The sequence below is a fragment of the Streptomyces sp. NBC_00846 genome, assembly GCF_045207325.1.
GTDB lineage: Bacteria > Actinomycetota > Actinomycetes > Streptomycetales > Streptomycetaceae > Streptomyces.
This window is the reverse complement of record NZ_CP108846.1, coordinates 330125-354812: the sequence shown is the minus strand read 5'-3', so window position 1 is coordinate 354812 and position 24688 is coordinate 330125. Positions and strand designations below refer to the sequence as shown.

The 24688-nt window shown below is 69.9% G+C and carries 24 protein-coding genes and 1 pseudogene; 13 read left to right on the top strand and 12 right to left on the bottom strand.

Annotation, left to right across the window (positions count from 1 at the left end):
* Positions 1 to 160: 160 nt before the first annotated feature.
* Positions 161 to 2437, bottom strand: a complete 2277-nt coding sequence (locus tag OG936_RS01705; protein WP_406492017.1) for a hypothetical protein — start codon at positions 2435 to 2437, stop codon at positions 161 to 163.
* A gap of 913 nt (positions 2438 to 3350) precedes the next feature.
* Here OG936_RS01705 and OG936_RS01700 point away from each other — a divergent pair.
* The 3 genes and pseudogenes from OG936_RS01700 to OG936_RS01690 form a co-directional block, all read left to right on the top strand.
* On the top strand, positions 3351 to 3545 hold the full coding sequence (locus tag OG936_RS01700; protein ID WP_406492015.1) for a hypothetical protein: 195 nt from the start codon (positions 3351 to 3353) through the stop codon (positions 3543 to 3545).
* Positions 3546 to 3584: 39 nt separating this feature from the next.
* A complete protein-coding gene (locus OG936_RS01695) occupies positions 3585 to 4376 on the top strand; it encodes an SDR family NAD(P)-dependent oxidoreductase (protein WP_406492014.1) in 792 nt (263 codons plus the stop codon).
* Between the two features lie 228 nt (positions 4377 to 4604).
* Positions 4605 to 4775: pseudogene (locus tag OG936_RS01690) on the top strand (IS5/IS1182 family transposase); the annotation flags it as partial.
* A 17-nt stretch (positions 4776 to 4792) separates the two neighbouring features.
* Here OG936_RS01690 and OG936_RS01685 read toward each other — a convergent pair.
* Positions 4793 to 5473, bottom strand: a complete 681-nt coding sequence (locus OG936_RS01685) for an HAD family hydrolase (protein WP_383758312.1) — start codon at positions 5471 to 5473, stop codon at positions 4793 to 4795.
* 550 nt (positions 5474 to 6023) lie between these two features.
* On the opposite strand from OG936_RS01685, the gene OG936_RS01680 reads away from it, so the two are divergent.
* Positions 6024 to 6698 carry a ScbR family autoregulator-binding transcription factor gene (locus OG936_RS01680; protein ID WP_406492011.1) on the top strand — a complete coding sequence of 225 codons (675 nt, stop codon included), beginning with the start codon at positions 6024 to 6026 and terminating at the stop codon, positions 6696 to 6698.
* A gap of 105 nt (positions 6699 to 6803) precedes the next feature.
* Here the strand turns inward: OG936_RS01680 and OG936_RS01675 are convergent, their stop codons facing one another.
* On the bottom strand, positions 6804 to 7322 hold the full coding sequence (locus OG936_RS01675; RefSeq protein ID WP_406492010.1) for a pyridoxamine 5'-phosphate oxidase family protein: 519 nt from the start codon (positions 7320 to 7322) through the stop codon (positions 6804 to 6806).
* A 239-nt stretch (positions 7323 to 7561) separates the two neighbouring features.
* Here OG936_RS01675 and OG936_RS01670 point away from each other — a divergent pair, with 239 nt between their 5' ends.
* Positions 7562 to 8041, top strand: a complete 480-nt coding sequence (locus OG936_RS01670) for a hypothetical protein (RefSeq protein ID WP_406500293.1) — start codon at positions 7562 to 7564, stop codon at positions 8039 to 8041.
* Positions 8038 to 8712 (top strand): vitamin K epoxide reductase family protein, encoded by a 675-nt coding sequence (locus tag OG936_RS01665; RefSeq protein ID WP_406492008.1) that lies wholly within the window; start codon positions 8038 to 8040, stop codon positions 8710 to 8712. Before OG936_RS01670 ends, OG936_RS01665 begins: the two co-directional genes overlap by 4 nt.
* On the opposite strand, the gene OG936_RS01660 is transcribed toward OG936_RS01665, so the two are convergent.
* Complete coding sequence (locus OG936_RS01660; RefSeq protein WP_406492007.1) at positions 8663 to 10000, bottom strand: globin domain-containing protein; 1338 nt, start codon at positions 9998 to 10000, stop codon at positions 8663 to 8665. The genes OG936_RS01665 and OG936_RS01660 overlap by 50 nt on opposite strands.
* 278 nt (positions 10001 to 10278) lie before the next feature.
* On the opposite strand from OG936_RS01660, the gene OG936_RS01655 reads away from it, so the two are divergent.
* Positions 10279 to 11001 (top strand): response regulator, encoded by a 723-nt coding sequence (locus tag OG936_RS01655; RefSeq protein WP_406500292.1) that lies wholly within the window; start codon positions 10279 to 10281, stop codon positions 10999 to 11001.
* A gap of 14 nt (positions 11002 to 11015) precedes the next feature.
* Here OG936_RS01655 and OG936_RS01650 read toward each other — a convergent pair whose 3' ends face one another.
* Entirely contained in the window at positions 11016 to 12710 is a 1695-nt protein-coding gene (locus OG936_RS01650; protein ID WP_406492005.1) for a GAF domain-containing protein, read from the bottom strand.
* A 586-nt stretch (positions 12711 to 13296) separates the two neighbouring features.
* Between OG936_RS01650 and ctaD the strand changes: the two genes are divergently transcribed.
* Complete coding sequence (gene ctaD / locus OG936_RS01645) at positions 13297 to 14949, top strand: cytochrome c oxidase subunit I (RefSeq protein WP_266752057.1); 1653 nt, start codon at positions 13297 to 13299, stop codon at positions 14947 to 14949.
* Between the two features lie 50 nt (positions 14950 to 14999).
* Complete coding sequence (locus OG936_RS01640) at positions 15000 to 15362, top strand: hypothetical protein (RefSeq protein ID WP_406492003.1); 363 nt, start codon at positions 15000 to 15002, stop codon at positions 15360 to 15362.
* Between the two features lie 257 nt (positions 15363 to 15619).
* Here OG936_RS01640 and OG936_RS01635 read toward each other — a convergent pair whose 3' ends face one another.
* Positions 15620 to 15832: a hypothetical protein gene (locus OG936_RS01635; protein WP_266744535.1), complete on the bottom strand. Its 213-nt coding sequence runs from the start codon at positions 15830 to 15832 to the stop codon at positions 15620 to 15622.
* 43 nt (positions 15833 to 15875) lie between these two features.
* The gene (locus tag OG936_RS01630; RefSeq protein ID WP_406492001.1) at positions 15876 to 16100 is read right to left on the bottom strand and encodes a hypothetical protein; all 225 of its coding nucleotides are present in this window, start codon (positions 16098 to 16100) and stop codon (positions 15876 to 15878) included.
* A 174-nt stretch (positions 16101 to 16274) separates the two neighbouring features.
* Here OG936_RS01630 and OG936_RS01625 point away from each other — a divergent pair, with 174 nt between their 5' ends.
* Positions 16275 to 16934 carry a dienelactone hydrolase family protein gene (locus OG936_RS01625; RefSeq protein ID WP_406500291.1) on the top strand — a complete coding sequence of 220 codons (660 nt, stop codon included), beginning with the start codon at positions 16275 to 16277 and terminating at the stop codon, positions 16932 to 16934.
* Here the strand turns inward: OG936_RS01625 and OG936_RS01620 are convergent.
* Genes OG936_RS01620 through OG936_RS01610 form a run of 3 tightly spaced genes read right to left on the bottom strand, consistent with a single transcriptional unit; the run spans position 16892 to position 19490 of the window.
* Positions 16892 to 17671: a polysaccharide deacetylase family protein gene (locus OG936_RS01620; RefSeq protein ID WP_406491999.1), complete on the bottom strand. Its 780-nt coding sequence runs from the start codon at positions 17669 to 17671 to the stop codon at positions 16892 to 16894. The two genes, OG936_RS01625 and OG936_RS01620, sit on opposite strands and share 43 nt — an antisense overlap.
* 41 nt (positions 17672 to 17712) lie before the next feature.
* Complete coding sequence (locus OG936_RS01615; protein ID WP_406491997.1) at positions 17713 to 18669, bottom strand: DMT family transporter; 957 nt, start codon at positions 18667 to 18669, stop codon at positions 17713 to 17715.
* A gap of 8 nt (positions 18670 to 18677) precedes the next feature.
* Positions 18678 to 19490, bottom strand: coding sequence for an SDR family NAD(P)-dependent oxidoreductase (locus OG936_RS01610; protein ID WP_406491995.1), 813 nt, complete (start codon positions 19488 to 19490; stop codon positions 18678 to 18680).
* Between the two features lie 369 nt (positions 19491 to 19859).
* Between OG936_RS01610 and OG936_RS01605 the strand changes: the two genes are divergently transcribed.
* Both OG936_RS01605 and OG936_RS01600 read left to right on the top strand, forming a co-directional pair.
* A complete protein-coding gene (locus OG936_RS01605) occupies positions 19860 to 20954 on the top strand; it encodes an MGDG synthase family glycosyltransferase (RefSeq protein WP_406491993.1) in 1095 nt (364 codons plus the stop codon).
* A 182-nt stretch (positions 20955 to 21136) separates the two neighbouring features.
* The gene (locus OG936_RS01600) at positions 21137 to 22066 is read left to right on the top strand and encodes a TIGR03619 family F420-dependent LLM class oxidoreductase (RefSeq protein ID WP_406491991.1); all 930 of its coding nucleotides are present in this window, start codon (positions 21137 to 21139) and stop codon (positions 22064 to 22066) included.
* A 94-nt stretch (positions 22067 to 22160) separates the two neighbouring features.
* On the opposite strand, the gene OG936_RS01595 is transcribed toward OG936_RS01600, so the two are convergent.
* Both OG936_RS01595 and OG936_RS01590 read right to left on the bottom strand, forming a co-directional pair.
* Complete coding sequence (locus tag OG936_RS01595; RefSeq protein WP_406491989.1) at positions 22161 to 22610, bottom strand: hypothetical protein; 450 nt, start codon at positions 22608 to 22610, stop codon at positions 22161 to 22163.
* 177 nt (positions 22611 to 22787) lie between these two features.
* The gene (locus tag OG936_RS01590) at positions 22788 to 22943 is read right to left on the bottom strand and encodes a hypothetical protein (RefSeq protein ID WP_266744527.1); all 156 of its coding nucleotides are present in this window, start codon (positions 22941 to 22943) and stop codon (positions 22788 to 22790) included.
* Positions 22944 to 23088: 145 nt separating this feature from the next.
* Here OG936_RS01590 and OG936_RS01585 point away from each other — a divergent pair, with 145 nt between their 5' ends.
* Positions 23089 to 24642 carry a glutamate synthase subunit beta gene (locus tag OG936_RS01585; protein WP_406491987.1) on the top strand — a complete coding sequence of 518 codons (1554 nt, stop codon included), beginning with the start codon at positions 23089 to 23091 and terminating at the stop codon, positions 24640 to 24642.
* The last annotated feature ends 46 nt before the right edge of the window (positions 24643 to 24688 follow it).

Genomic DNA, 24688 nt, shown 5'->3' with positions numbered 1-24688 from the left:
CAGGTAGCCATACCCGGCTGTCAGACGGCCAGAGCAATGTGCCGTGCCCTGGTGAGGGCGACATGCAGTGATCGATGATGCTCCCTACCATGGTCAAGTCCATGGGCCAGCGCTGCTGCATCGGGCTCTTCCAAGTCGACGGAACCGGCTTTCCCCGGTCTCAGCCGGCCGAGTCCTCGGGGAGCCAGTCCGCGAAGACCTCCGGGAGGCGGCCCAGGTCCTCGGCCGTGACGGTGACAAGACGCAGACCGTGGTGGCGTGCCAGTTCCCGCTTGCGCGCGACCTTCGCCGCGTACGCCTCCTTCGCCATGAGGCCCAGGGCTTCGACGAACGTGCCGTCCGCCAGACGCCAGTCCGCCCGCAGGCCGGTCGTGTTGAGTTCCGGGTGGCGGGGGTAGGCGGGCTCCGGCTCATGGGCCACGCCCCAGTGGTGGAGGAAGTCGTCCACGTGCCGTTCGAACAGGGAGCGGCACAGATGCCCGTCCGTGGCCGTGGTCGCCGTACCCATCGAGGTGCGGACCCCGTCCGTGAGGAGCCCTGCGTGTCCCAGCCACTCCGTCCAAGTGCGGGCCGGGCGCGACGGCCGCGCACTCAGCAGCGCGGAGCCAGGACGCGGCACCAGGAAACGGCAGAGCATCACCTCGTCGACCAGATCGGAGTCCTCGAACGGGACACAGACACGGTCCAGTTGGGCGAGGGACGGCGGCCCGGAGAACTCGATCTCCGCGAGCCTGCGCAGCGCGTACACGATCGCTTCCGTCCACGCTCCGTCCGCTCCCGTGTCCCGCAGCACCCCGTTCCTCGCCAGGGCGCAACAGCCGTGGCAGTAGAAGAGCCCCTGGCGTGCCGACTGGGAGGAGCGCCCGCAGAGCCGGCACGGCCCGCGCCCCGCCAGGTCCACGGGGGCACCGAAGAGCGCCTCCAGGGCTCGCCGGTAGTACGGGTTCTCCACCGTGTCGTCGACGAGCGGCGGCAGCAGGCTCCCCGCCTTCGCGGCAAGAGCCTCCCCGGCGTCGGGCTTCGCGCCGAGCCAGCGGCGGTGGGGCTCCGGGACCAGCCGCTGCGCGGCGGCCGTCACCCGGCTGGAGCGGCCGACCGGGCTGATCCCGGCCGGCGCGACCGCGGCACGGAGGTTGTGCCGCTCCACCTCCTCGCGCGGCGTGCCCCAGGTCACGAGCAGTGGCCGTACGCCGTGCCGGCGCAGCAGCACCGTCAACGGCTCGGCGAGCGACGCGGCGTATACCGTGAGCGTGCCCGAGTCCGGGTCGAACCAGCCGGCCTCTGGAAGTCCGCCCCGCGACACCCCCGGCTTCGAGAGCCGGAGCGACCACCTGCCTCCGCCCGCGACGACCACCGCGTCCGGGAAGCCGCCCAGGGTCACCAGGTCTTCGGACGTATCCACGTCCACCCCGTGCACGCGCAGCGCGTCGAGTGCCTCGGCGCGCACCCGCTCGTCGACCAGGGTGAGCGGGCCGTCCGGCTGGTGGTACTGCCCGACCTCCACGCCGGACCCGTCCAGGACGAGGATTCGGGTGTGGTGGAAGACGGACCGGGTGACGGCACGCAGGTCACGGAAACCGTGTGGCGAGCTCTGATATGTCGCCCAGGCGCGCAGGAGCGGCCGTGCCTCGGCGTCCCGGCGCTGCCGCGCGCGGTCACGCTCGGTCTCCTGGCCCCAGGCCCCGCCGGCGGCGCGATGGCTCAGACCGGTCCGTAGCCGGATGGCGAGCCGCTCGGCGAGCGCCCGGCGCAGGCCCTGCTCGACACCGGTCGGGGCCGGCTCCTTCTCCGTGCACCGGTCGGCCTCTTGCCGACGAGCGGCCAGGTACGAGTCCACGAGGGCGCGCACGGTCTGACGCTCGGGCAGCAGGACCCGTACGGAACCGACCGCATACCCGAAGGCCTTCTGCTCCGTCCACGACACCAGCTCGTGGCGGCTGGGTTCCCAGTCCGCGTCGTCCTCGTCCTCGCCATCCCCGTCGTCGTCGTCCTCGTCGTCGTAGAAGCGGCCATCGGCTTCGAGGTCGTGGAGCTCTATCCATCCGTGGCAGCCGACGGGCGTCCCGGCCTCCTCGGTGAGATCGCGGATGCTCTCGCTCGTGACGTGCAGCGCGCTGCTGTAGAGATAGCCCATGTGCCGGTCGAGAACGGACCCGCCGTGGTGGGGCGGGGCGGCGACCGACACAGCACGCGTGTCGTAGTCGTTGTCGGGCCGGGGGACGAGACCAACGCGTACGGGTAGGACGGCATCGCACTTCGCCTTGGGCGGTGCCGGCCTGACGTTTTCCTTCCGCAGCCAGCCCAGGACGAACGCGCGCAGAGCGGGGACGGAGTCGTCGAAGACCGCGAAGCCCGGGGCGAAGTCCTTCGCCGGATCGCCCGGGATCATGAGGAGTCCCGCGTCGGGGGCGTACTGGATCGTGTCTCGGCTCGACATGCGCGAATTATGTCAGGAGCATATGCGTCTCCACGGCTCGGGGCGGGCGGATCACGTGTGGACGGTGGGGCCCGAGCCTGGTCGCCGAGTAGGGGCCTGCTCCATGTTGTCGTCCAAGCACGGTTCGGCGTCTGACTGGGTGAGCTTGCTACGGTGAGTGACCTTCTTCAGGGCCTGTGGCCGAGTTCCGAACCGGCTTGAGCGTACTTTTCTCGATCCTTCACCCAGTACGAGAATCTCCGGTGCTGGTTCGGTGCTGACTTCAGCGGGTCAGTGGCGGGAAAACAGCAGGTCGTAGCTCTGATCGGATGAGTTGTCGTACCACTCGATCGTGGTCCCGATGAGACTTGGGCCCTCACTCGTTCAAGATCACCCAACCGTGCAATCCGTCACTGACCTAGAACACCTAGCGCGGTCGCCGCAACCGAGGTGACCGCTCCCTTGTTGGGTGGGATGCCCACTCTGCGCCGGCCCGACCAGGACCGCGAGGAGGGTCGGCGAGGCGTAGAGGCGCTCCTTGAGCCGCTCGCCCCTCAGCTCGCGGGACGGCTCCCCGGAAAGTCGGGCTCGCCGCGTTCACTCATGGGCGAATCCTTCGCAAGAGTCACTCCGCCGCCACGGAGGGGTGCGGCCCATCAGCCCTTCGGGCCAGCGGCGTCGACCTGTGATGTTCCGGGCCAGGAGAGCCCTTCGAGTTGTGCGATGCCTTCATTGAACTGGGTCAGCAGGGTCAGGAACCGCTGGGTCGTCTCCGGCTTCCATCCGGTGGCGTCGATCAGCCGGGCGGTGCCCTCGAGGCTGATGGCGCGGTCGGCCGCGAGTCGTTCGCGCCCACCGTTCTTCGGGACGGGCCAGGGACCGCTCCATCGGCACCTCCACCGCCAGCGCGGTCATGGCAGCCATCCTGGCGAACATGACCACGCAGCTGGGGCCGGCGCAGATCCCGACCGGGCACGGATTCCGCATGACCTACGTGGTGGCCGTGTTCGCCGCGGTCGTCGGCCTGCTGCTCACCCTCGCTATCCCCCGCGCCGGGACGGCGGCCCGGCACGCCGGCCACCAAGCGTCCCGGCCGGCCGATGCCCCGGCCACCGCCGGGAACCACTGAACCCTCACGGGCCCCCGCCCACCAGCAAGGAGCACCACGATGAACCGCCTGCAGGACAAAGTGGCCGTCATCACCGGAGCCGGAAGCGGCATCGGCCGCGCCGCAGCCGAACTCATGAGCAAGGAAGGCGCCCGCGTCGTCGTAGCCGACTACGACACCCAGGCCGCCCAGGAGACCGCCGACCTCATCACCGCCGCGGGCGGCCAGGCCCTGCCCCTCACCGTGAACGTCCTCGAAGAGGACTCCATCGCCGACATGATCAACGCCACCGTCGAGGAGTACGGCGCCCTGCACATCCTGTGCAACCACGTCGGCGGCACCAACCCCCGCACCGACCTCGACCTGCTCCGCATGGACATGGCCGAGTTCGACCGAGCGGTCAGCCTCAACATGCGCAGCACCCTCCTGGGCTCCCGGCATGCCATCCCGCACATGGTCCGCTCCGGCGGCGGCTCGATCATCAATACGGCGTCCGTCGCCGCACTCGTCGGCGACGTCCTTCAGACCTCCTACGGCGCCGTCAAAGCCGCGGTGGTCAGCATCACCAAGTCGGTCACCACGCAGTACGGGCCCAAGAACATCCGCTGCAACGCCATCGCCCCCGGCGCCGTGATGACCCCCTCCCTGGAGAACAACCTCCCCCACGTCGACAGCCTGAAAAGCGGAAACGCCCTTCCCTGCCTCGGCTCGCCCGAGGACATCGGCCACACCATGGTCTTCCTCGCCTCCGACGAGTCCCGCTACCTCACCGGCCAGCTCCTCGTGGTGGACGGCGGCATGACCATGCAGTCCTCGGCCGCACCCGGACGCCGCGCCATGCTTCCCGCGTAGTCCGTCCGCCTTGCGTCGCACGGGCGTCGACGTGGCCCTCACGGCATGCTGAGCCGTGAGGGCCACGGGTGCCGCTCCGAGAACCGCGTGGAGGGCCGGCGGGTGCCTGTCCGAGTTGTCGACGGTGTGGCGACGCAAGTCCCGCCGGACGACAAGTGGATCGACGTTCCGCCGCAGCGCGACAAGCGGGCACAGATCCGGTGGGGCCGCACCCGGGACTCGCTGAACGCCCACCGCGGTGACTCGCACGGCTCGGGCCCGGGCAGGACACGGTGGGTCGTTGAGCGCCGCCTGGCTCCACGAGTTCAAACGGCTCCGCATCCCTACGAGACACGCGCCGGCCTCCATCCCGGCATGCTCCAACTCGCCTGCGGCATCATCTGCTTGAGACGCCTGCGAATCTCATTCCGTAACGATCAGCCGGCGATCCAGGCGTTGGCCCAGGCCACCAGCTCCGGGTCGGCCAGGGTGCTGACCCATAAATCGGCCCGGTCCGCACCCCGTCCGGCAGGGCGAGGGCCGGCACCCAGAGCGCGTAGGCCGGCGGCTCGCGCCGAGTCGATACCGATGACGGAGTCCTCCACTGCCAGCGCGTCCTGCGGCCGCACGCCACAGAGATCTGCCGCGGAGGCGTAGACGTCGGGATGGGGCTTGGGCCGCAATCCGGCGCCCGCGACGACGATGTGGCCGAAGTGGCCCAGCAGTCCGGCTCGATCCAGGCTTGACTCCACCATGTCCAGCGGGCAGTTGCTGGCGACCGCGAGCGGCAGGTGGCGGGCGGCCAGACGGACCAGCGCCGCCGCGCCCGGCATGGTGACAGGGTCTGCGGCGACCAGCGCCGTGAAGTGTCGGAGAAGCGAATGGGTCATATCGCCGGTGAGGTCGGGCTTTCCGGTCTCTCTGGCCATGAGGCTCCCGCACTCGGTGTAATGCACTCCCTTGGCTCGCTCGGCGAATCCGGCCGGGGGCTTGAGACCGAACTCTCTGAAGACTCTGTTGCGTGCGTCCTGCCAGTGACGTTCGGTGTCCATCAGGGTTCCGTCGCAATCGAAGACGATGGCGGCCGGAGACCAGTCGAAGAAGCTATGAGCTGTCATTTCTCTGCCGTTCTCGGAGAGAGTGCAATTCCCGCTGTGCCGCTGAGTTCGGTGAGATGTCGGACTGCGGGAGAGATGCGCTCGACTGCTGGGACTGGGATGCCGAGCGGTCTTTCCTGACCGCGCGCTGAGGCGATCGATTCGCCTCCGTGGGGCCCACCGCTGCAGGCGCCATCCGCCGCATGGGTCGAGCCGGAAAACATCGTGATCGCTACGTTAATTTTGTGGGAAGAGGGGCGCAATCACTACTTCGAGTGTTTGACGGCAGGCCGGTTGCAGGCTAGGCGCGCAGGGGCGGAGCGCGCCGGAGACCGGCTGTGGAGCGCCGTAGGTCGCATCAACTGGACTGCAAGTCAGGTCAGTTGAGGTGCATCATGTGCCAGTGACCGTATGGAGCAGTCCCGTTCGCGGATCCATCCGGATGTGGCCGCGATTTATCGATGTCACCCGTATGCACGCACGGTCGAAGATAATAAAAGTTGTGCGGTTGGCGGCGAAGCGTCGTCAATGTGCGGGCGCACTACCTCCCTGCGTCCATCGTTTCGAATAAATGAACGAAGGTGGAACATACGTGCAAGACAGGGCGCGGGCAACCCGGAGATCCCTATTGGAAGCCGCAGCACATCTTTTTGTCGAACGGGGATATGTGGGCACCAGCATCAATGACATAAGCGGCCGCTCGGGGAAGACCAGTGGGGCCGTCTACTTTCACTACTCCAGCAAGGAGAAGCTCGCCCTCGCCGTCGTCCGCGAACAGTTCGCCGCATGGCCGCAATTGACCCCGTACTACACGGACCCGGACGTCCCGCCGCTCGAGAAACTCGTCGCCCTGAGCTTCGAAGTCGCCAGAGTCCTGCGCGAGGACGTCGTAGCCCGCGCAGGCGCACGCCTGTGGGCCGAGCGCCGCAGCATCGACGCGGCCGTGCCCGCACCGTTTGCCGCCTGGACCGGGGCCGTCACGCGGCTTCTGGCCGAGGCCCGGTCCAAGGGTGAACTCGCCGAGGGGATCGAGCCATCGGGTACTGCCACAACGCTCGTGTGCGCGCTGTACGGTCTGTACAACCTCACCGACGAGGTGGCGAGGGAGCAGGAACTCGGGTCCCGGCTGGACCAGTGGTGGCTCCTGATCCTGAACGTGCTGCAGGCGCGCCCTGACCCGGCCGTCCTGATCGCACGAGCGCGAGCCCGGTTTTCCGTGAACGGCCCGCCCGCCTCGGCCGGGTGACAGCCCGGAGTCTTTGGGCTTCGAGGAATGCTTCCGGAGCGCGAAGCAGGAGTTCGGTCCGGACCGGAAGGAAGGGGCTGCGGAGCCCGAGACGCACTGAGTGCCTCATGAAGGGCCAAGGCCGGCCAGCCGGATTCCGGTGACCAGATGCGGACGGATGCGTACCGCACAGTTCATCACCGGGCCCGACCAGGGCCGCAGCAGCCGCTGGTAGCGCGTCAGCGCTTCCGGATCGCCGACCGGGCGGCAGTACCCCGTGACGACGACACTCCAGCCCAGATGGGTCAGCGGATCGATGTCATCGGCCTGGTAGGCGACCACGACTCCCCGATCGCCATGGCCGTGGGCCTGGGCGAACAGATCCGAGTCCTGATGGGTCAGGATGACGATCTGACCGTGGTCCAGCAGATGGTTCACCGGTCGGATGGCGGGCAGCGCGCGCTGAGTGAAGACGATCCGCCCGAGCGACGTCCTGCCGAGCAGGCTCAGTGCCTCGGTACCCGTCAACTCGACCGTGCGGCGCGGCCCGGTGGCCGCCGGACCCGAGAACGGTGCCGCCTCCGGTGGTGTGGTCACAGCCGTGCGCACCGACGGCTGGGGCGACTGATGGCATGAGTGGCTCATGGGGGCTGCCTCGTCTCCTGGTCTGCTCACCTGCCGCATGAGTACATCGTGTGGCCCGTTCCCACGCCAGGGCCGAACGGCCCCAGGGCCGAACGGCCCTATCGGCGTCTGACCTCCGATGGGTTCACTGCGGTGCATCACATGCTGCGGACCGGTCGAGTAACCGCTCCTGGGCGGGCCGTGACGTGGCATGCGGGAGCGTTCGGACGGTGCGGGTGCGAGAGCAGAAGGGAAACGTGGTGATCGCAGTCGTCGGGCACAAAGACCTCGGCAAGAGAACCCTGGATCTGGTGGAAGATGAACTGAGAGCGCGACTGGACCGCTTGGCAGAGGGTGCGGCCGCCTTGGTGCGGGTCGGGGCGGGGCTGCCGTTGGTGTTCGGGCGGGCCGCCAGGGAGGCCGGGCGGAAGCTGACCGTGCTGCTGCCGGTCCAGGGCGCTGTTCCCGCCGTGCTGCCTGAGCGGGACCGGTCGGCCGCAGGCGAGTTGCTGGTCCTGGCCGAACACGTACGGCTGGTGGCTCTCGATCCGGCCGACCGCAACGCGTGTGTCAGCGCTGATGAACGTCTGGTGGAGACGTGCCGGACCGTGCTCGCCGTGTGGGACGGATCGCCGTCGGACGGCCGGGACGCCACCGCACATCTGGTTGCCTTCGCGCGTGCGCGAGGAATCCGGGTGGAGGTCGTCTGGCCGGACGGTTGCGTACGGGGGCGGACATGAAACCGTCGGAACGTGGGGCGGGGAGGGCGGCGGAAGAACCCGAGACCGACGACCGGTCCAGTGTGTCCGGGGCGGGTTACGGCCGGGAGAGCGCCGGGGCGAGGCAGGGGTTCGGGTGGCTGTTGGTGATCACCTCCGCGCTCGGGCTGCTCGGCTCCTTCGTCATCACGATCGACAAGTTCGAACTGCTCGCCGACCCCGGCTTCGTGCCCGCCTGCTCGCTGAGTCCCGTGGTGTCCTGCACGAATGTGATGCGCAGCGAGCAGGCGTCGGTGTTCGGCTTTCCCAATCCGCTCATCGGGCTTGTCGCCTTCGGGGTGGTGATGGGGACCGGCGCTGGCCTGCTTGCAGGCGCACGCTATCGGCGCTGGTACTGGTTGGGGCTGAACCTCGGCGCGCTGTTCGGCGTCGGCTTCTGCATGTGGCTGATGACGCAGGCGTTGTACGACATAGGCGCCCTCTGCCTGTGGTGCGTGCTCGTGTGGGTGGCCACCATCTTCCTCTTCTGCCACACCACGGTGCACAATCTGCGCCATGGTGTCCTGCCTGCCCCACGCGCCCTGGTCGCGGTGGTGCTGGAGTTCCCCCTCGTGGTGCCGGTGACCTGGTGCCTGGCCCTCGTCATGCTGATAGCAACCCGGTTCTGGTCGTACTGGCAGACGTTTCTGTGACCGCGTCGATGCCGGTGGTCTCGTGATGGATCTGTGCGACCGGTACTCCGGCGGCGACCAGCCGCGCGGTGAGGGCCTGCACCGTCCCGGTCGTGGAGGCCTCGGGGGCCAGGGCCAGAATGGCGTGCTGCCGGGCGGCGGCTCCACGCCGTGGGGTCAGTATTCCGTTCAGGGCCCGCAGCCCGGCGCCCGCGAAGCGGGCATCCGTCGTATCAGCCGCGATGACGGTCAGCCAGGGGCGTCCGCGCCGGAACGCCTCCAGATATGCCGCGTCGTACATCTCTTCGACCGCCGCCCTGTCCTGCGGCGCGGCGAGACCGAGCAGCAGCCGTACCCGGTGCGCACGGGACCGGTCGGCATCGATCCGCTGGAGCAGCGCCTTCATCGGAGCCCAGCCCGTACCGGAGGCGATCAGCAGAATGTCTGCGGACGGAATGTGATCGGGCAGCGCCAGCGAGCCGCGCGCGGCGCTGAGACGGACGGTGCCGCCCTCCCGTGTACCGTGCACCAGCGCATCGCTCACCCCGCCGGCGCCCCGGGCCCGTACATGGAACTCCAGCTCACCGTCCGGATGCGGCGCGCGGGCCAGATAGTAGGGACGCCACGCCTGTTCCAGCAGCGGCGACTCCATGGACGCGTACTGTCCGGCCTCGAAGGCGTAGGGCTGGTGGGGCCGTACCCGCAGCACCGCGAGATCGGGCGTGCGGAGTTCGTGCGAGGTCACTGTCGCCTCCCAGCTGGGCGGTTCGGCGATCGCCTGGTCCGCGCCCCTGACCATCGCCGAAACAGCCAGCCGCAACATCCGCAGCCAGGCGTCCTCCAGCGCGCTGGTCCACCGGGCGCCCGCGCGCACGCGCAGTGCCTCGATCAGCGCCGCCTCGAAGGCCTCGAAATGCGCGGGGCGCACACCGAGCTTGCGATGGTCGCGCCCCAACTGCTCGAAGACGCCCATCATCTCGTCCGTACGGTGCAGATTGCCGATCAGATAGCGGAAGATTCCTACGAGATGGACCTGTTGGAACGCCATCGACTCGGGGAACAATGAGCGTAGATACGGATGCCGCTCGAACAGCAGCCGGTACAGTTCGGCGATCAGCTCCTCCAGCGGGCTCACCAGTGGCAGGAAGTCGCTGATCAGACGCTGGTCGGCGGTTCCGTCGTACGCCTGCGGGGCCTTGGCGCTCCACGGTTCGGGGCGGCTGTCGGACGGGGTCAGGATGCGTCGTCGCAGCCGCATCGCGTCATGCCGTGCGAGCAGTGCGTGGTAGTCCTCGCTCGGGGTGTTCATGGGCCGATGACTCCTCGGTGCAGCGCAGTGGGGTGGCCGGAAGGGGATGTCCGGGGTGCCCGGACGATCTTGGCGGCGTCAGTATGGCACCGCGTCATGCCCGCTGACCGGCCCCCGGTGACAGGGCCTTTCGGCCCTGTTCGGACGCCGTTTGCCATGCCCTGGCACCCCGGCGGGAACAGGCCTGCGGACCGGCACATACTGGTTCCGGCCCTCTCCCCGAACCGATCGAGCATGATGTGAATGAGTTCGCGAACACCCCACTGAGCACCACCCCACTGAGCACGCCCCCGTCGCAGTCCGCGGCCCCCGTACGCGTCTTCATCCTGGACGACCACGAAGTCGTACGGCGCGGCGTACGCGACCTGCTGGAAGCCGAGGACGGCATCGAGGTCGTCGGCGAGGCGTCCGACGCCCGGGAGGCGCTGGCCCGCGTACCGGCCAGCAGGCCGCAGGTCGCCGTACTGGATGTCCGTCTCGGCGACGACCAGGGCGGTGACCACGCCGGTATCGAGGTATGCCGGGAGTTGCGTGCCCTGATGCCCGAACTCGCCTGCCTGATGCTGACGTCGTTCGATGATGACGAGGCGCTGTTCGACGCCATCATGGCGGGCGCTGCGGGGTACGTGCTGAAGCAGATCAACGGAGCCGATCTGATCGCCGCCGTACGCACGGTCGCGTCAGGCACCTCGATGCTCGATCCACGGACGACCGCCCGCGTGATGGCACGGCTGCGGGGCCCCCAGCGCACCCCTGCCGAGGCGCCGGAGGCATCGGAACTGGACGGACTCACGCCCAGGGAAAGGCAGATCCTGGATCTCATCGGCGAGGGCCTCACCAACCGAGAGATCGCGGAACGTCTCTTCCTGGCCGAGAAGACCGTCAAGAACCGCATCTCCTCGATCCTCGCAAAACTGGGCGTGGCCCGCCGAATCCAGGCCGCGATGCTCGTCGGTCGGATCAAGGACCGCCAGGGGTGGCCCCCGGCCCCGGGAAGCTGACGGGCACTCAGGCGTCAGTCGTGGAGCGGCACGCGCCAGATGATCCGGGTGCCGCCGTCCGCCGGCCGTTCGATGGCCAGTGTGCCGCCGCACAGCTCCGCCCGCGTACGCATATTGGCCAGCCCTCCGAGGCGCCCGGCCGTCGGCTCGTCGGCATCGGCCGCTGCCCCCGTCCCGGGCGCGGTCGTGACACCGTCCCGGATTCCGATGCCGTTGTCGGTGACGGTCAGGGTCACCGCGTCGTCGGCCGACAGCACGATGCCGATACGAGTGGCACGGGCATGGCGAGAGGCATTGGACACCGCCTCGGCGGCGACCGCCAGCACGTGTTCGGTCAGTTCGTCCGGCACCGTGGTGTCCACCGGCCCGTCGATCCGCACAGAGGGCCGGAAACCCAGGGCGTGTGCCGCCGTGCGAGCGGTCTCCGTCATCCGGTGCCGCAGCCCGCCGCGGCCCGAACCGTCCGCCGTCCGCAGATCGAAGATGGTGGACCGGATGATCCGGATCGTGGTGTCCAGATCATCCACCGCCCGGCTGACCCGCTCGGCCGCGTCCGGCCGGTCCGCGATGGCACGCGTGGTGCTCTGGAGAGTCATCCCGGTCGCGAAGAGACGCTGGATCGCCAGATCGTGCAGATCGCGGGCGATCCGGTCCCGGTCGTGCATGACGGCGAGTTCCTCGGACTCGGCCCGCCTACGGGCCAGTTCCAGGGCGATGGCCGCCTGGTCGGCGAAGCCCGAGACGAGCGCTACCTCGGTGTCGTCGAACGGCGGGCGGTCCACCGGCCGCCCAAGGCGCAGCGCGCCCCTTGCCCCCGTGTCGACTCGCAAAGGCACCGTCACCACCGGCCCCAGACCGTCCTCGGCACCGTCGCCGAACGGGTGCGCCCGGGGATCGGTCCGGACATCGGCGCAGTGCACCGGTGTCCCGGTACGGGCGGCGAGTCCGGCCAGTGATCCCCGCGCGGGTACGGACAGCCCCGCCACGCGTTCGGAGTCCCTGCCGTGGGCGACGACCACGGTGAGACGTGCCTCGGCCCCGGATGTCTCCGAAACTCCGGAGAGGGACGCGGGGGGCGTCGGCAACAGAATCGCGGCCCGGTCGGCCCCCGCCACCTCCATCGCCCGCTCGGCGATCAGATGCAGCACCTCGTCGGTGTCCGTCCCCGAGAGCAGGGCGCGAGTGATCTCGCCCAGTGCCTCCAGACGCCGCTCCCGGCGACGGCTCTCGTCGTACATGCGGGCGTTGTCGATGGCGACCCCGGCCGCGATCGACAAGGTGGTCAGCACCGCCTCGTCGTCGGCGTCGAAACTCACTCCGCCCCGCTTTTCGGTGAGGTAGAGGTTGCCGAACACCTCGTCGCGGACCCGCACCGGCACCCCGAGGAAGGTGCGCATCGGGGGGTGATGGGGCGGAAATCCGAAGCTGCGCGGATGGCGGCTCAGATCGGTGAGCCGCAGCGGTTCCGGGTGATGGATCAGCTCACCGAGGATTCCGCGCCCGCACGGCGTCTGGCCGATCACGGCGGCGAGCTGCTCCGATATGCCGACCGGCAGGAACTCCAGCAGCTTCTGCCCGTCCCCGACAATGCCGAGCGCTCCGTACTCCGCGTCGGTCAGGGTCACCGCGGCCTCCACGATCCCGCGGAGCACCTCGGGCAATTCCAGGCCCCGCCCCAGACTCATCACGGCGTCCAGCAGACTGCGCATCCTGTCCGGCCGACTGGGCTGAGGCCAGATGGCCGGACCGGGGCAGGGGGCTCCGGGCGAGTCGGGGGCGGGGGAGGCGGAGCCGGGAGAGGGAACTCCGAAGGAGGAGTCGGGCGCGGTAGGTGCTGTCTCTGTCATCGGGGCGCCGCTCTCTGGGTCCGTGTGCCGTATACCGGGAAAATGCTCACCGGATCACCGCACGGCTGGGACCGGTCCACGGACGGTCAGCCTACGGCAGCCACGGGGCCGAAGGGCCCGCCGGTGCACTGTCGCCCCCGGAACCGGCTCGGGTGAGGCCGGTCGGCCGCCTGACGGGTCGGCAGTAGGGCCGGTCGGCCCCGTGGAAGGTACCTGTCGGTCCCTGGGGGGCTTCGACGCTCATGGCCAGCATGGTGCGGTCGGGAAGGTCCGGTCCGTCCCCTCGCGATCCGCCGGACACGGTCCGGTGGACGCAATGGAATCTCAGGGCAGTCAAGCCGCCCCCTCACAAGGGCCGGTGCCCCCCGGACCCGGAGCCGCCATCGTCGACGCGCACTCCACCAGGAACGGTCGCCGGGCCACCCGGGCCGACGCGAAAGAGCCGGCGATGCGACCCGGTACCGATCTGCCGGGCCGTTCGTCCCGCGGGCGGATCGTCGTCTCGTGGCTCACGACGACCGACCACAAGCAGATAGGCACGCTCTATCTCGTCACCGCGTTCGTCTTCTTCCTGATCGGCGGCGCGATGGCACTCGTGATGCGTGCCGAACTAGCCCGTCCCGGGACGCAGATCATTTCCAACGAGCAGTTCAACCAGGCATTCACCATGCATGGGTCGGTGATGCTGCTCCTGTTCGCGATGCCGCTGTTCACAGGATTCGCCAATTGGCTCATGCCGCTTCAGATAGGCGCACCCGATGTGGCGTTCCCGCGACTGAACATGCTGGCGTACTGGTTGTTCCTCTTCGGTTCACTGATCGCCGCCGCAGGGTTCCTCACTCCGCAGGGCGCCGCCGACTTCGGATGGTTCGCCTATGCCCCGTTGTCCGACGCCACGCATTCGCCGGGCATCGGCGCCGACATGTGGATCATGGGCGTGGCGCTTTCCGGTTTCGGTTCCATCCTCGGAGCGGTTAATTTCATCACCACCATCATCTGCATGCGTGCCCCAGGAATGACCATGTTCCGGATGTCGATCTTCACCTGGAACGTACTGCTGACCGCCGTACTCATCCTCATGGTCTTCCCGGTCCTGGCCGCGGCACTCTTCGCGCTGGAGATGGACCGGAAGTTCGGCTCACACATCTTCGATCCCGCCAACGGAGGCGCGCTTCTTTGGCAGCACCTCTTCTGGTTCTTCGGCCACCCAGAGGTCTATGTACTGGCTCTGCCGTTCTTCGGTATCGTTTCCGAGATCATTCCGGTCTTCTCCCGGAAGCCGATGTTCGGCTATATCGGTCTCGTCGCCGCGACGATCGCCATCGCCGGCCTGTCCGTCACCGTCTGGGCCCACCACATGTATGTGACCGGTGGCGTACTGCTGCCCTTCTTCGCCTTCATGACCTTCCTGATCGCCGTACCGACCGGAGTGAAGTTCTTCAACTGGATCGGCACGATGTGGAAGGGGTCGCTGTCCTTCGAGACACCGATGCTGTGGACCACTGGATTTCTGATCACATTCGTCTTCGGCGGACTGACCGGAGTCATCCTGGCCTCACCGCCACTGGACTTCCATGTCTCCGACTCGTACTTCGTTGTCGCCCACTTCCACTACACGCTCTTCGGTACGGTCGTGTACGCGATGTTCGCCGGATTCCATTTCTGGTGGCCGAAGTTCACCGGCAAAATGCTCGACGAGCGCCTGGGCAAGATCACGTTCTGGGTGCTGACGGTCGGCTTCCACCTCACGTTCCTCGTGCAGCACTGGCTCGGAGCCGAGGGAATGCCGCGCAGGTACGCGGACTATCTTGCCGCTGACGGTTTCACCGCTCTCAACACCCTCTCCACCATCGGCTCATTCCTCCTCGGACTGTCGTTCCTGCCCTTCTTCTACAACGTCTGGAAGACCAGCCAGTACGGCAGGAAGATCACCGTCGACGACCCCTGGGGTTATGGCCGCTCCCTGGAATGGGCCACGTCCTGCCCTCCGCCCCGGCACAACTTCGCTTCCCTGCCCCGCATCCGCAGCGAGTCCCCGGCCTTCGATCTGCACCATCCGGAGATCGCCGCACTTGAACTCGAACCCGCAGTGCCGCACTGACCCTTCCCTCTCCCCCTTCCGCAACCCCGCTCTCAGGAGAGTGCTCCCCGATGTCCCACGGTGTTCTGGCGGTCGGTGTCGTCGTGCTCTTCGCGTCCGGCAACGTCTGGTACCTGCCCGCCTATATCGATCTGCGGGCCGGCCAGGACCGGCCGCGCTCCCGGCGACTGGCCGCGGCCGCTGTGCTGACCGGCTGGGTGTCGGCGGCCCTCACGGTGTTTCTGCTGCTCATACCGGTCGATCCGGGCATGGCCGCGTTGCTGGCGGTCGCGGGCACCACCGCCGTGGTGTCCCTGACCGTCCAGGCATGGCTGCGACGGAGCGAGGAGCAGCGTGAGGAGGAAGCTCGCTGGTCCGTGCTCTTTCCGGCACGGACCGCCGACCCGGTCGGGACCACCGAGGACGAGCAATGAGCCGCCCCTCGTGCACCGGAACGCCTCATCGGCTTCGGCGCACCGTCGCGTGGCACGGCAGCGAACCGCCGGCGGTGGACCCGGCCCGCTTCCGTTGCCTGGTGGAGCCCTTCGGGCCGGGTAACGCGTAGGTGCTCGAAGAGACGATCATCCGGTAGCCGCCCGCGCCTCGCGACGCGCACCGTGATGGCCCCGTCGCTTCGGCGAAGGCGGGTCCCGGCGCGGCGGGACGAGCGCGCACACGTTCGTCCCGCCGGTCATTTTGCTTCGTAGCAGTGGGCCCGGCCCTCGCGCCATTCGATCCAGGCCGGGTCGTCGAGGAGGTGCTCGGCATCGTAGACCCCGGCCCGCCGCAGGAAACCGATCAGGTCGCGGTCGCTGTGTGCGAGGCCGGCGAGACCACCGTTGATGGTGACCGCCCGGCCGCCCGTGCCCGGTGCCGGGCGGTGCACGACGATCGGAGCACCCATGCCCCCAGGATGCGCCCGCGCGGGCACCGACGCTCGCGGTGGGTCAGGCGCTCTCGTAGCGATGCGCTGCGGTGCCCTGCCACTGGACCACGGCGGGGTTGTTGAGGATCAGCTCCGGGTTCGCCGACCCGGCGTCGGCGTGGAACACGACGAGGTCCTGATCGCTGTGTGCCATGCCGAGCGTCTCGTCGCGGCCGTTGATGTGCACGGTCACGAGCCGGCCGCCGGACGGCGTCGGTGCGTGGATGGTGATCGGTGGTGTCGCCATGACTCCAGGGTGGCCTGCGGCGACGGCTCGCGCGACCGTGGGAACACGGACCCGGACGCGTGGGGGAGCGTAGATACGACGTCGCACCGTGCACGCCATTGATCCCGCTCCGTGCGCGGGTCGGCCGCACCTCGGCGCACCTCGGCGCACCTCGGGAAGGAGACGATGACAGTGATGAGATCCGAAGCGGTTTCCCTGCCTGTTGACGGATCGGCGATCGTCGGCGACCTGGTGATTCCCGAGCAGGCCGCGGGGGTGGTGCTCTTCGCCCACGGCAGCGGCAGTTCGCGCCACAGCCCGCGCAACAGGGCCGTGGCCGCGTCCCTGCGGGAGGCGGGGCTGGGCACGCTGCTGCTGGACCTGCTGACCGAGCAGGAGGAGCGGTTGGACGCCGTGTCGGGGCAGTACCGCTTCGACATCGGCCTGCTCGGGCGACGCCTGGTGTCCGCGGTCGACTGGCTCGGCGACCGGCCGGACACGGCGGAGTTGCCTCTGGGGCTCTTCGGCGCGAGCACCGGGGCCGCCGCTGCCCTCGTGGCGGCGGCCGAGCGGCCCGGCCGTATCCGGTCCGTCGTGTCCCGTGGCGGCCGCCCCGACCTGGCTGCTGAGGCGCTGAGCCGGGTGCGATCCCCTGTGCTGCTGATTGTGGGCGGCGACGACGGGCACGTACTGATGCTGAACCGGGAGGCGGCCGAGCGACTGCGTGTGCCGCACCGGCTCCACGTGATTCCCGGTGCCACACATTTGTTCGAGGAACCCGGTGCCCTGGAAGACGTCGCGGATGCGGCGCGTCAGTGGTTCCTGCGTCCGGGAGAGGAAGAAGGGCGGCCGTGAGGTTTCTCCGTCGGAACCGGCGCGCTCAACCCCGTCCGCCGTGCCGGCGCAAGGCCGTGGTCGGCGAGCGGGCCGACGGTCAGCCCGGCCGTCCGCAAGCCGTCGATCAGTTCCGGCAGCGTCGTGAGTACCGGCTGCCACTGGCACGACGCCGACTGATCGGCATCGTGCAGGAGGACCGTCCCGCCGCCGCGCAGCCCGCCGCGTACGGTCGCCAGAACCCCCTCGGACGCCGCGTCCTTCGCCCATTCCCGCCCCCAGGCCGACCACAGCACCGGTCGCAGCCCGCAGGCCAGTGCGGCGGTCCACCGGCCGCCGGTCAGGATTCCGTACGGCGGCCGGTACCACAACGGCCGGACGCCCGAGACCCTTCGCACCGCTTCGGCGGCACGGGAGACCTCGCGCAGGTCCCGGCCGGGGGCGGGAAGCCATGGGCGGCTGTGTGTCCAGCCGTGAACGGCGAGTTCATGGCCGCGGCGGACGATGTCACGGCCGAGTTCCGGATGGCGCAGCAGACTTTCCCCGAGCACGAAGAAGGTGGCGCGGGCGGACAGCCGGTCCAGTGCGTCGAGGAAGAGCGGGGTGGAGCGCGGGTCCGGGCCGTCATCGAAGGTCAGGGCGACATGCCCGGGGTGGCCGAGTCCGGCCAGGGCGGGAAAGCACGTCCGGCGCAGCCCCGGCAGCCATGTGCCGGCCGGGGCGACATGAGCGGTCAGCACAAGGGCCGACACGGTCAATGGGGCACGGAGCGCGAGGAGGATCCTGCTGCGCCGGGGGTTCAACGGGCTTCTGTCCCTTCGTCGTCGGCGGCCGTCGTCAGTCGGTCGGCGCCGCCGTGCCGCCGGCTCGTTCTCGTCGCATCCCAGTGACCCGCGACCGCCGGGGAGAGCGACAGGCCCACCGTGCCGGCAGCCACCAGGCACGCACCCAGCGTGGCCGGCAGCAGATGATCACCCAGCGCGATCCGCTCGCCGAACAGGGCCTTCCCCAGCACCACACTCACCAGCGCGTCCCCTGGCGTGAGCGCCGGCTGGGAAGCGGCCAGGGTCCCGGCACGCAGAGCGTTCTGCAACAGCAGCAGACTCAGCAGACCGGCGCAGCCCAGCGCGTACACGTACCCCGTCGTGAAGACCACGGCCGCTCCCTCCGGGACCCGGCCGGTGACCTCCTTGATCAGAGCGGCCGTGCAGGCGAAGGAGACGGCCGTGGCACAGCCCAGCACCGCGGCGCCGGCGGCGCCGCTGAGCGTACGGGCCACCAGGAACAGCGCGAGCACTGCGGTGGCGGCGAGGATTCCGACAGGCAGCCAGGCACCGGCCTTTCCGGTTCCCTCCCCGGCCGACGGGCCGACGGCGGCCAGGAAGAGCGCCGGACCTGCTGCGAGCATCAGGAAGGACAGCCAGGTGCGGCCGCCCGGACGGTGATGGAAGACCACGGTGCCGAGCAGCAGGGTGAAGAGGAGTTCGCTCGCCATCAGCGGCTGCACCACCGACAGGCTGCCGACCGCCAGCGCCCCCGCCTGCAGGAGCGCGGACAGCCCGAGCACCGTCACACCGGCCAGCCAGAAGCGCCGGCGCACCAGCCGCGCCAGACCGCGCATCCCCTGCCACACCGCCGGCCCGCCGCCCACCGCCTCGGACTCCGCCTGCTCCATGGCGGCGCGCCGCTGCAGCACGGATGCCGCCCCATTGGCCAGGGCCGCCCACAGCGCCAGAACCACGGCGAGGACGTTCATGTCGCCGATCAGCCGAAGCGGGCCGCGAGCCGGTGATAGAGCCCGGGAGCCACGGAGCGCACACACCCCGGCAAGCGCAGCCAACCGGGGACGTACACCTCCTCACGGTCCGCCGTGAAGGCCTCCCAGACCGCGTCGGCGACGCGTTCCGGCGCCATCGGCCGGGGCCACGAACGGGCGTACGGCATCCCTCGTCGTTCGAAGAACGGCGTGTCCACCACACCGGGAACCATGTGCGTGATGCGCACACCGGTTCCCTTCAATTCGTAGCGCAGAGCGTCCGCGAAGGCGGCAAGGGCAGCCTTCGCCGCCGAATAGACCGCCTCACCGCGGACGCCGGTGGATCCCGCCACCGACCCGATCAGCATGATGTGTCCGCGCCCCGCCGCGAGCATGTGCGGCAGCAACAGCCGTACGAGATGGACGACGGACACCAGATCCACGGTGAGGACCCGGTCGGCGGCGGCAGCCGGCATCGCGTGGAAGGAGCCCGCCCAGCCGACCCCGGCCGCCGCGACGAGCAGGTCCACCCGACCGGCGGTGTCGAGGGCCTCCTCGACCAGTTGCTCCGTACCCTCGAGCGACATCAGGTCCGCGTACAGCGGCGTCGAGCACGTCGTCGCCGCGATACCGTCGAGCCGCTGCCGGTCGCGCCCGCTCACCAGAAGCCGCCAGCCGCCTTCGGCGGCGATCCGCTGTGACACCGCGGCCCCGATACCCGAGGAGGCCCCCGTCACCAGGGCCACCCCGGCCCCGACGTCATGACCGTCCGACGCGTCGCCACCCGGCACGCCGCGAGCGATGCACGGAACACGTGGCATGGCCTCTCCCTGTCTCAGTACTGTGCGGCACGGTGGCCCGCCCCTCGAAGACCACGGACGCGGGCATTGCGGTGTCGGGTCTGGTTAGGGGTAGCCCGAGTGGGCTCCCGTAAAACCGTTGAAGCCGACACCTCACTGCACCGAACGCACCGACAGGACGGAAGTACCGGGTTCCGCGCCCGTCCCGACGGATACTCCGAGGGCTGCCGACCTCAGAGGTGATCACGTGCCTGCCGCTCGTCCGACCGAGCTACCGGACCCGTGCGGAGCGCTCCGCCGCCCGGAGGGCTTTTGCTGCTACCGGTGGAGGTCCCGTCAAAACGGCCCCGCGCCGGACGGCGAGCAGGGAGTACCCGGAGCGTACGTCCGATGAACGCGGCGCCAGGACGCTTCCTGATCCTGAGCGCCGGCATGGGCTCCGGTCACCATGTGGTGGCCGCCGAACTGGCCCGCAGACTGGAGGCCGGCGGAGAGCGGACGACGACGGTCGATGTCCTCGACCTGCTGCCCCCGGGAATCGGCGGCGCACTGCGCTCCTTCTACCGGACGGCCGTCTGCCGCACGCCCGTGGTCTATTCCGCGCTGTACGCGGCCTTCTTCCGGACCGGCGGCGGTCCCCGGCCCGGCAGTTCCCCGTTGGCGGTCCTCGCGCAGCGACGGCTGCTCGACCTCGTCGCGCGGCAGCGGCCGGACGTGATCGTCCCCGTCTTCCACCTCGCCGCCCAGCTCACCGGCGGGCTCCGCGCCCGCGGCGCGCTCACGATCCCGAGCGCCGTCGTCATCACCGACTTCGCCGTTCACCGCCAGTGGCTGCACCCGGGCAACGATCTCCATCTGTGCCTCACGTCCGATCTCGCACATCAGGTACGGCGAGCGGTACGGCGTCCGACGGTCGTGTCCGGCGCGATGGTGGCACCCCGGTTCCATGCCCCGGCACCGCCGGCGGCGGACTGGCGGCGACGTCTCGTCTTGCCGGGCCGGCCGCCCGTGCTGATCTCGACGGGCGCCTGGGGGGCCGGATCGCGTGTGGCCGGGACCGCGCGCCTGGTGGCCGCGGCGGGATACGTACCGGTCGTGCTCTGCGGTACGAACACCTGGTTGCGCCGGGAACTGTCGCGCCTCGCGCATGTACGCGCGGCGGGCTGGGTCGACGACATGCCGGGCCTCATGAGCGCCTCCCGCGCACTCATCGACAACGCGGCAGGCCAAACGGCACTCGAAGCCATGGCCGCCGGAGTTCCGGTGATCGGCTACCGGGCCATTCCGGGCCATGGCAGGGAAGGCGTCCGACGTATGGCGGAGCACGGTCTCACCGACTACGCGACGGACCCCCGGGCGCTGCTGCGCTCCCTGGACCGCCTGACCGCACCGGGCCCGGCGCGCGAACGGCGCGTCAGCGCGGCCCGCGGCCTGTTCTCCGGCGCGGGAGTGCTCCCTCTGCAGGCCCTGGCGCGACCGGCCTGAACCGATCGGCCCGCGACCACGTACCGCCGCGCTGCCCGGCCTCACCGGCGCCGTCCGGGAGCGGGCCGTGCGGCGGACGACGACGAGGCCCCGCACGCCGTGTCTTTCGACGGCCACCGGGCGGGAAGGACGTAAGTGTTCTGAGGTAGTTGTTTCCGCAGCCATCATGAAGGAGCGCATTCATGCCGATCCCACTCGGTCTCGGACTCCCGCAGATGAAGCAGTACGACATCGGCCGCGATGTGGCCACCGTGGCCCGCGCGGCGGAGGAGACCGGATACGCGAGCCTCTGGGTTTTCGAGCGGGTCCTGTTCCCCGAGCCGGCCACCCAGGGGCTGTACGGCGTACCGGGGCTGCCGTGGCCCGATCAGTACCGCAGCGTCGCCGACCCGCTGGTCACGCTCGCGCTGGCCGCCGCGGCCACCGGCCGGGCGCGGCTGGGCACCAGCGTCCTGGTCGCGCCGCTGCACGTGCCGTTCCAGCTGGCCCGGTCGCTCGCCTCGCTGGACGTCGCGAGCGGGGGACGAGTGATCGCGGGCCTCGGCACGGGCTGGTCCCTGGACGAGTACGCGGCCGCTTCCGTCGCGCCCTTCGAGAAGCGCGGCGCGGTCCTGGACGAGCTGCTGGACGTGTGCGCGGCCGTCTGGGGCCCGGACCCCGTCTCGTACGAGGGCGAGCTGACCACCATTGCCCCGTCCGAGGTCGGCCCGAAGCCGGTGCGTCCCATCCCGGTCTACCTGCCCGCGAACAGCACCCGTGCCACCCGCCGATTGGTGGACCGGGCGGACGGCTGGATGCCCGTGGCCATGGGCGCCGCCCAGCTGACCGAGCAATGGCAGCGGGTACGGGACATGGCCGCCGAGCGTGGCCGGGAGCGTCCGCTCGACGTCTGCGCCCGCGCCAACGCGCGGTACACCGCCAAGCCGTTCGAGGGCGCGGACAGGCAGCCCTTCCACGGGAGCGTGGCGCAGATCGTCGAAGACCTGGTGGCACACGCCGCGACGGGCGTACTGGAGATCCTGCTGGACCTCCAGGGCACGACGCGCGACGCCGCGGAGCTGATCGACGTGGCGACCGAGGTGTACGAGACGGCGCGGGCCGCGGGCGTCTGACAAGGGCGCGACGGCATCCGGCCCGCGAGGCGCACCCCGTCCAGCCTTGGCCCGGCCCCGCGTGCCGGGCGATGCGGGCTGGACGGGCGTCCGGTCAGTGCCGGGGCCCGCTCTCCTTGCCCCGCCGGATCCAGTGGGACCGGCGCTGGTACCGGGCGACGGGCGGAGTGACCGGGGGAGTGGGCGACGGCGCGGTTTCGTGGAGGGACGCGGTCTCGGCGGCCGGGGGTACGGCCGGGGCAGGAGTGCCGCTGGGCGGACCGAGCCCCTCCGTCGAGTACCGCGTCGTCGCGATGCTCTCCACGAGCTGCTCCTCGGTGAAACTCTCCGAGCCGGGTACATGAGGGACGAAGCCGATGAGTACCCCGTCGCTGACGATCTCCGCGTCGAGACCGGAGGCCCCGTCGACGTCCCACAGCGCCTCGATTCCCTCGTCGAGGACGACCCGGATCCCGAACTCGTAGACACCCGCCTCCACGAGGTGGGCCATCACATTGCGGTCACGAAGCGCCGACACCAACCGGCCGGCACGATCCGAATCCATACGGGCGGACCTCCTTCGCCTACGGACACGCGCACCACCCCCAGGGGCGTATACGTGCCGCGCCGGACCGCCGGGTGCGGACTTCCCCGAGGCGCCGTACGCCGCAGCAGCTGTACGTGTGGAACTCGCTCCGGCACGAACCGGCAAGGAGCCGCCACCGTACAGCTGCCGCCTCTTTCAGCTCTCGGCATCCTCCGCTCGGCGCTCACCCTCGGCCTGCGACGGCTGGGTCCGCATCGTGGCGGGGTGCCGCTCCTCGGCCGGGTTCATGTCCTCTTCCAGCCGCTCGCCCTCTGCCTGTGACGGCGTCGGGTACTCGTCGTACTCGCTCATGGCCGCCTCCGTGGTCGGAACGCGTGCCTACAAAAACGAGCGTATCGCGTCGTCCGGCCGGTGGCCCGGCCAGGAACGAGGGGTGATTGCGGGCGTAGTCTGGGCGTAACGCCTGTGCACCGCGAGTCAGCGACGGAGGCGGCGGATGACCGATCCCCATGGCTTCCTCAGGGCCCCCCGCCGGCCCGTCCCGGCGCGCCCGGTCCAGGAACGGCTGAGCGACTGGAACGAGGTCTACGCGGGGCAGGCCAGGCTTCCACTTGTGTCCCAGCAGGCGGGGCGGTGCATGGACTGCGGCATACCGTTCTGTCACAGCGGCTGCCCGCTGGGAAACCTCATCCCCGAGTGGAACGCGTACGCGCGCAAGGGCGACTGGTGGGCAGCGGCCGAGCGGCTGCACGCGACGAACAACTTCCCCGAGTTCACCGGGCGGTTGTGCCCGGCGCCGTGCGAGGAAGCCTGCGTGCTCACCATCAACGCCGATCCGGTGACGATCAAGAATGTCGAGCAGGCGATCGCCGACGAGAGCTGGGCGCGCGGGTACACCACGCCGCAGCCGCCCGAGCGGCTCAGCGGCAAGACCGTCGCCGTCATCGGGTCGGGACCGGCGGGACTGGCGGCAGCGCAGCAACTCACCCGCGCCGGACACACCGTCGCCGTCTACGAGCGCGCCGACCGCGTCGGCGGACTGCTGCGCTACGGCATCCCCGCGTTCAAGATGGAGAAGTGCCACCTCGACCGCCGTGTCGAGCAGATGCGCGCGGAGGGCACCAAGTTCCTTACGGGCGTGGACATCGGGGGCGATCTCGACGCCGCCGAGCTCGCGGACCGGTACGACGCGCTCGTCGTCGCCGTCGGAGCCACCGGGCGACGGGAGCTGCCCGTCCCGGGCCGTGAGTTGTACGGCATCCACCAGGCCATGGAGTACCTGACCCTGGCCAACCGGGCCGTGGAGGGCGACCGCGACGTGCCGGTCGTGACCGCCGAGGACAGACACGTGGTGATCATCGGCGGCGGGGACACCGGATCGGACTGTCTGGGCACTGTCCTGCGCCAGGGCGCGGCCTCCGCCGTACAGCTCGACATCAACCCGGAGCCCGGTGCCGCCCGGCGGGACACCGAGCCCTGGCCCGTGTACCCGAAGGTCTATCGGATATCCCACGCCCACGAGGAGGCCCGGGGGCGGGACGGCGTGGATCCGAGACTGTTCTCCTCCGCCACCCTCCGCTTCGAAGGCGACCGGACCGGCCATGTGCGCGTGCTGCGCCTGGCCGAGGTGGAGCCCGAGGGCAGAAGGCCGCTGCTGGAGACGGAGCAGGTGCTGCCGGCGGATCTCGTCCTGCTCGCCCTCGGCTTCTTCGGTCCCGAACGCGACACCGGCCTCGTGCGGCAGCTCGGACTCACGCTGGACGGCCGGGGAAACTTCGCCCGGGATGCCACCTTCGCCGCTGAGACGGCGGAATCAGTGGAAGCAGTCGAGACAGCTGAAGGGGCGGTCCCGGAGGGCTTGCGCGCGCGGGCGGCCCGCGCCGGGAACGGCGGTGTCTTCATCGCCGGTGACGCGGGCCGCGGCCAGTCCCTCGTGGTGTGGGCCATCGCGGAGGGACGGTCCGTCGCCGCCGCGACGGACCGCTATCTGAGTGGCTCCACGGTGCTCCCGGCCCCCATCGCTCCCTACGACCGCCCCTTCATCGCCTGAGTACCTCCGGCACCGCGTCGACCAGCATGTTGCGCAGCGGGACCGG